Below are 6,199 nucleotides of genomic sequence, written 5' to 3'. Positions count from 1 at the left end.
TGTGACCTTTGTCTCTATACTGACCTTTTGTTTCTGTGGCATAGCAATGCTCCCCCTATGTTTGACAGTGTTTTATTTCACTGTCTCTCATAGAGGGAGCATATCATTGCTGAAACTGGAAGATCTCTGTTTTTGTGTCAGGACTGCTTCAGCCACGCCACAAACTCATCCAGAGTGATGGCGTTGCTGTCGCATTTCTTTTTCATTTCTCTGGCCTGTTCGCTCCAGGCGTAGAAGTCGGTGTCCGAGATGCGTCCAGCCTTGATCCAGGCAAAGCGCTTCTTGTATTCTTTCCGGTAAGCCTTAAAGATTGGGTCATCGGATTGTTTCTTCGTCCACTGCTGGAACGCCCCGGCCTCCCGGCAGGTTTGCTGTCCTTCCGCCACAGGGCGCTCGCAGTACTCTGCGCTGACCCGACCAGTCTGGGGGAAGTAGCGGCCACAGTTCTTGCAACGCCGAACTGTAATACCTCTCTCCACGCAGCTGCGCAGGGAGTAGTCGATCATGTCTGAGATGCTGGAGGAGTACAGGACGGGGGAACAGCGTCCAGGCTCCACCGGCTCAAAGCTGAGAGGGATGGGGCGGAAGGGAAACAGCTCAGGATCTTTGGGAGCATCGTATAGATAGTTCTGAGATGCTTGAAGCTGAGGGTTGCGTCCAGCGCTGTCCACGTCCAAAACTAAGTCAAAGAACCGTTGGATCTGCTTCTGGTACAGAGGGAGCTGCTGGGGAAGGCACTGCAGCTCGTCCAGCATCTGCTGATCCTCCACACTACCACGATCCCCATAGATGCCCATGCGGGAAAAACGGTCATACCAACGCACATACACGAGCTCCAGGTAAATGTGTCGCTGTCCCAACTGGGCCAGTTCCACCATGGCCTCAGTCCCGGCCTGCCGGTCATCCTCTGCAATCAGGCGGTACCAGTTGTGGCTGATTCGCTCCAGGGGAGGGGAGAGTTCCTGGCAATCCATCTCCAGAAAGGTGAGCAGGCTTTCCAAGAAGGGAAACTCCCGGCAGGAGGCTGGTGCGCCCTGAGTGCCGGAGGCATCATACTGAAAGAACTCCCGCTTCTCGGAGAAATACATTTTGCTATACCACATGGTTGGTCACCTCGGATTAGACTAATAGTAAAAAGATAACTCGATAGACTTGACGCGGGCGTGGAGGTTGTGTTACCATGGTCAAGTGATAGACTGTCTAAAATAAATTAAGATAAGTCTAACACTAGAGAGATGATCTGTCAATGAAAAATTCTCTCTGCCGCACCTTGAAAACGGAACACCCATCACCAGAGATGATACTCACCGGGGAAGTACCGCCGTGACACTGTTACAGGAAAAGCAGTAGAGCGTACCAAGGGGAAGTAAACGCCGTGTAGGTTAAGCAGGGCAGGAACGGGTATGGTGTATGGCCAAAAGGTAAGTGAAAAAAAGACCGCTGAACTGCTGCAACAGTTCAACGGCCCGCTGCGTTACGGAGAACACAGCCCAATCTGTGTGTAGTTTATCAGAGAGACCTCCGAAACGCAAGAAGAATCTGTTCTCTGAATGTGAATGGAAACGGAGGTATCAGTGAAAAAATCTATCTATCAAAATTATGAAGAACTGCCGCTGTTTTTGAACTCTGAGACGGTGGCAAAAACATTAGGTGTCTCACCATCCAGTGCTTACGAGCTCATGCACGAACCAGACTTCCCGATCCTGCGCATTGGAAATCGCATGGTGGTACCCAAGGAACAGTTCATCCAGTGGGTGACGGAGCACACGGGAGGTGGAAGATGAAGTACCAGGGAAACTTTTTCTCTCTGCCCAATGACATCTTTGTCTTGGGGCTGTGCTCAGGTGAGCTGTCGGTGTACAGCTATCTCCGCCGATGCGAAGACCAGAAAACACACCAGTGCTGGCCCAGCTATAAGAACATCGGAAGTGCCGTGTGTATGAGTGAGAACACGGTGAGTAAGTATGTGCAGATGTTGGTGGAGCGTGGCATGATCACCACGGAACCCACCAAGGTCACAACCAGGAAGGGTGTGACCCGAAACGGAAATTTGTTGTACACGGTACTGCCACCACTGGATGTGATTGATCAGCACTACCAGCAGAAGCTGGTGGAACTGGGACAGGAAACGGAGCGGATTCGGGTGCAGAAGCTCCAGGCGCAGGAAGCACTGTGTACGCCACTGTGAGGGCCTGTGTGGCCGATTGCGGGGCAGGGGAAGGCCCTGCCCCACCTGGGGGATTGGAAGGGGAATTGGGCTGCTTTCGAGGACTCTGCGGAGGACAAAACGGGGCCCCCGCCGAAGCCCAGCGCAAGCGGGTTCGGTGGGGAGAGGAGGAGCAGTGGAATGAGCGAGTTTTCGCCCTTTGGGGCGGAAATGAGGGATATGGAGCTTGCGACGACGAAAGGCAGGATAAAGGCCTGGTGTCACCTGGCCAGCCACAACTGCCCGCAGTGCGGGCAGTGTCAACGGTTTCCGGGGTTTGCTCCATGGGGTCAAACCCGGAGAAATACGGAAATTCTGCGGTCGTTATCCCGAAACCCTTACTCCCACAACAAAAATACTGGGGTCAATACCCCGAAAGGATGAAATATGAGCAAAAAAGAAAAATTTCCTCTCTATCTCACACCAGAGAAAAAAGCACTTCTGGAACGGCGGTATCCAGAGGATGGCAGCCGAAGCATCACCGCCTTTATCGAAAATGCCATCGACTTTTACCTGGACTATCTCAGCGCCAACAACGCCGGACTGTTTCTCCCCACCTCGGTTCAATCCTATCTGGACGGCAGACTGGATCAACTGGAGAACCGCATCTCCTGTCTGCTCTTCAAGCAAGCGGTGGAGCTGGACATGGGGTTGAGTACTCTGGTGGACTGCGTTCAGCTGGGTGAAGAATACCTGGAGCGACAGCGCTCCAACAGCGTCGCCAATGTGAAGCGCACCAATGGTCGGCTGCGACTGGAGGAGAAGATGCGTGACGCCAACAGGAGTGATGACGAGTGGCAAGACTGATTGTCAAAAGCCCATACATCAAGTGCAACGGTAGCCAGAGTGCAACTGGCTACATGAAGTACATCGCTACACGAGAACGGGTGGAGATCCTGCCGGATGACCGTCCACCTACTCGCAAGCAGGAGCAACTGATCTCAAAACTGTCCAAAGACTTTCCAGGTGTGAAAGAGCTGCTGGAGTACGAGGACTATACCCAGCATCCCACCAAGGCAAACGCCTCAGCTCTCATCACCCTGGCTCTGGAGGAGAACTGGTCCAAGGTCAGCTCCTCCGAGGGCTACGCCAAATACATCGCCACTCGTCCTCGTGCCCAGCGTCTGGGAGATCACGGACTGTTCGGGGATGAAGATGGTGTGGATCTGGACAGGGCCATGGCGGAACTGGAACACTACCCCGGAAACGTGTGGACACACATCATCTCTCTGCGTCGGGAGGACGCAACACGCCTGGGCTACGACAACGCCCAGGCGTGGCGGTCTCTCCTGCGTACTCACCGCAACGAGATCGCTGCAGCCATGAAGATTTCTCCCCAGGACTTCCGGTGGTACGCTGCCTTCCACGACGAGGGGGAACACCCTCACGTGCATATGATGGCCTGGTCTGCGAAACCCGGACAGGCGTATCTGTCCAAGGACGGGATCAAGTAGATCAAATCTACCCTCACCAATCAAATCTTCAAGCAGGAGATGTACCACCTCTACGAGCAGAAGTCTGCCAGCAGAGATGAACTGGTACAGGAGGCTCGGAAGGTGATGCTGGAGATGTCTCGTCAAATGGCGCAGGGGATTTGCGAACATCCAGACATGGAGCAGCTCATGGGAGAACTGGCCCAGCAGTTGGGAGGCGTGAAGGGCAAGAAGTCCTACGGCTATCTGTCCAAGCCTCTGAAAAAGCTGGTGGATGAGATTGTCAATCAAACGGAGCGCCTGCCTGTGGTCAACCGGTGCTATCAGACGTGGTGGGAACTCCAGTGTCAGGTAAATCGATTCTATTCCGGACAGGAACAACAGCGCCCGCTACTGTCTCAACAGAAGGAGTTCCGAGCTATCAAAAACGCCGTCATCAAGGAGGCCGAGCGCATCCGGTTCAACGAAATCTCCTTTGAGGATCGTGGTATGGAGGACAGAGGTGGTTGGGTAGCAGATCAGGAACTCCCCTGGGACTGCTATGAGCTTCGCTCCATCATGGAAAATGAGGACCTGTCCCGGGAAGAGCGTGTGGATGCAGCGGTGCAAATGAAACAGCTGGCCCAAGCAGGTGATGCCTACGCCCAATATCTGATGGGGCTGCTGTACCGGGACGGTGGCCTGGTGATTCCGGACACGGAGAAAGCCCAGTACTGGATGGAAGGAGCGGCAACACAGAATGTGCCAGCAGCTCAATACGCCCTGGGAAAACTGCTTCTCTCTGATGATCCCCTGGTACATGATTCAGACCGGGGCATTCGATGGTTGAAAGCATCTGCTCAAAACGGCAACGACTACGCCTCCTATGCCCTGGGTAAAGAGTATCTCAGCGGCAGATATGTGTTCCAGAACGCAGAAAAGGCGGCAGACTATTTCCGTCAGGCGGCCCAGAGAGACAACCCTTGGGCGCAGTACCTCCTGGGTAAGCTGTATCTCATGGGGGATGGGGTAGAGCAGGATGAGAACACTGCCTATCAATGGTTCCAGGCTGCAGCAGAACGGGGGCATGTCTATGCTGAGTTCTTTGTGGAGCGCATGGATCAGGGGTGGATAGCCTCACCCCAGCTGATGCTCTCCACCACCCGACTCCTACACCACATGGGCAACATCTTCCGGGACAACACTCCAGCTGCTTCAACATCCGGCGGGCCACACATCGACCGGAAACGGCTGCAGAAGCTCCGGGCAAAGAAGATCGCCCTGGGCCATAAGCCGGACGATCATGAGGAGGAGCAGCAGAGCTGGGGCATGAGCATGGGCGGATGGTAAGAGTGGACATAGTCAAGGGCCTCCCGCAGTTGAGGGAGGCCCAATCATACTCAAGCTACATTTAATCCGCCCACATAGAACTCAGTCATGTCGTCCAAACGTAGGCAAGCCAGACGGCGATTCATGACGTTCAAGTGGCCACACCCGCAATCAATGTCGATGATCCTATTCCCATGCCAAATGGAATAATCCTCATCTATTTTGTCAGTGAGGAATACTGTGGGCGTGTGGCCGACGATGCAGACGGTGTCCGGGTAGGGGCTTGTGCTGTCCGGCTCCACCCGGCCCCAGATGCGAGTTTCGTGGTCCTCACCGGGGCAGCCATGGACCAGATGGAACTTCTGACCGTCCACAGTGAGATCCAGATGGTCTGGCAGGCCAGAGAGAAAACGCAGGATGCGGTTTCGCTGCTGAGGAGTGTGGTGGTAGAGCAGTTCCCGGTAGGTGGTTGCTCCACCGTTGTACCGCCACAGATCCCGGGCGCCGACTTCATTGCATGGGCCCAAGGTGCTTAGACACATCTGCTCATGGTTGCCCAGGAGCATGGTTATATTGGGAGCATCCATGATTTGCTCCAGGATGTCTACGCCGCCGGTGCCCCGGTCGATCACATCGCCAAGAATATATAAATGATCTGAATCGGAGAAATGAATCTGCTCCAACATCTCCTGAAAGAAATCCAGCTCTCCGTGAAGATCTGACATACAGTAAATCATACGTCTCGCCCCCTTCGGTGGGAATAGAATAATCGCATCTTACCATAGGGACTAGACAGATACAAGATGGTGCGCAGGAGTTGCGCCACATAAAACAAAAAAGCCCGGGCAAATGATAACAATCTGATAACTCATTGGGATTGGGATAGCTATTGGCCTTGCTCTGTGGTATTGTGTGTCGCTGATAAGGAGGCGACATCCTATGAACGACTACATGAAGGCCCTACACCAGCGGTTCTTCCAGAAGCCGGATGTCACGGAGCTGGAGGACGAGATTGAAACTGCTCGTCAGGAAGTGCGGGACTGCCTGGACAAAGCGCAGCGACGCAGGCTCATGGACCTGGTAGATGCTCAAACCCTATTGCGAGAAGAGATTTCCCAGGCCAGCTTCACCGCAGGATTCAAACTGGCCTGGGGCATTGCAAAGGAACTGGAGGCGGATGGCCTGTATCCTTTTGAACAAGAGGAGACAGAGCGCATCTGCCGTGGTATGGAAATGAGAAGGGAGGGATGAA

General features: G+C 54.1%; 7 protein-coding genes and 1 pseudogene. 6 read left to right on the top strand and 2 right to left on the bottom strand.

Annotation, left to right across the window (positions count from 1 at the left end):
- Positions 1-137 precede the first annotated feature (137 nt).
- Positions 138-1,103 (bottom strand): DUF6076 domain-containing protein, encoded by a 966-nt coding sequence (locus H9X86_RS07850; protein ID WP_204900986.1) that lies wholly within the window; start codon positions 1,101-1,103, stop codon positions 138-140.
- A gap of 471 nt (positions 1,104-1,574) precedes the next feature.
- Between H9X86_RS07850 and H9X86_RS07845 the strand changes: the two genes are divergently transcribed.
- The 5 genes and pseudogenes from H9X86_RS07845 (at position 1,575) to H9X86_RS12500 (ending at position 4,968) form a co-directional block, all read left to right on the top strand.
- Complete coding sequence (locus tag H9X86_RS07845; RefSeq protein ID WP_204900985.1) at positions 1,575-1,784, top strand: helix-turn-helix domain-containing protein; 210 nt, start codon at positions 1,575-1,577, stop codon at positions 1,782-1,784.
- Positions 1,781-2,188, top strand: coding sequence for a helix-turn-helix domain-containing protein (locus H9X86_RS07840; RefSeq protein WP_204900984.1), 408 nt, complete (start codon positions 1,781-1,783; stop codon positions 2,186-2,188). Before H9X86_RS07845 ends, H9X86_RS07840 begins: the two co-directional genes overlap by 4 nt.
- A 405-nt stretch (positions 2,189-2,593) precedes the next feature.
- Positions 2,594-3,013 (top strand): hypothetical protein, encoded by a 420-nt coding sequence (locus H9X86_RS07835; protein ID WP_204900983.1) that lies wholly within the window; start codon positions 2,594-2,596, stop codon positions 3,011-3,013.
- A 53-nt stretch (positions 3,014-3,066) separates the two neighbouring features.
- Positions 3,067-4,170 (top strand): annotated as a pseudogene (gene mobP3 / locus H9X86_RS12505) (MobP3 family relaxase); the annotation flags it as partial.
- Between the two features lie 27 nt (positions 4,171-4,197).
- Complete coding sequence (locus H9X86_RS12500) at positions 4,198-4,968, top strand: tetratricopeptide repeat protein (protein ID WP_346011448.1); 771 nt, start codon at positions 4,198-4,200, stop codon at positions 4,966-4,968.
- Positions 4,969-5,018: 50 nt separating this feature from the next.
- Here H9X86_RS12500 and H9X86_RS07825 read toward each other — a convergent pair whose 3' ends face one another.
- Positions 5,019-5,684, bottom strand: a complete 666-nt coding sequence (locus H9X86_RS07825) for a metallophosphoesterase (protein WP_204900982.1) — start codon at positions 5,682-5,684, stop codon at positions 5,019-5,021.
- Positions 5,685-5,886: 202 nt separating this feature from the next.
- Between H9X86_RS07825 and H9X86_RS07820 the strand changes: the two genes are divergently transcribed.
- Positions 5,887-6,198 (top strand): hypothetical protein, encoded by a 312-nt coding sequence (locus H9X86_RS07820; RefSeq protein ID WP_204900981.1) that lies wholly within the window; start codon positions 5,887-5,889, stop codon positions 6,196-6,198.
- Position 6,199 lies beyond the last annotated feature (1 nt).

Source organism: Pseudoflavonifractor capillosus (assembly GCF_016902575.1).
Classification (GTDB): Bacteria; Bacillota; Clostridia; order Oscillospirales; family Oscillospiraceae; genus Enterenecus; species Enterenecus capillosus_A.
The sequence above is the reverse complement of the archived record's forward strand: the minus strand, read 5'-3'. Positions and strand labels throughout refer to the sequence as shown.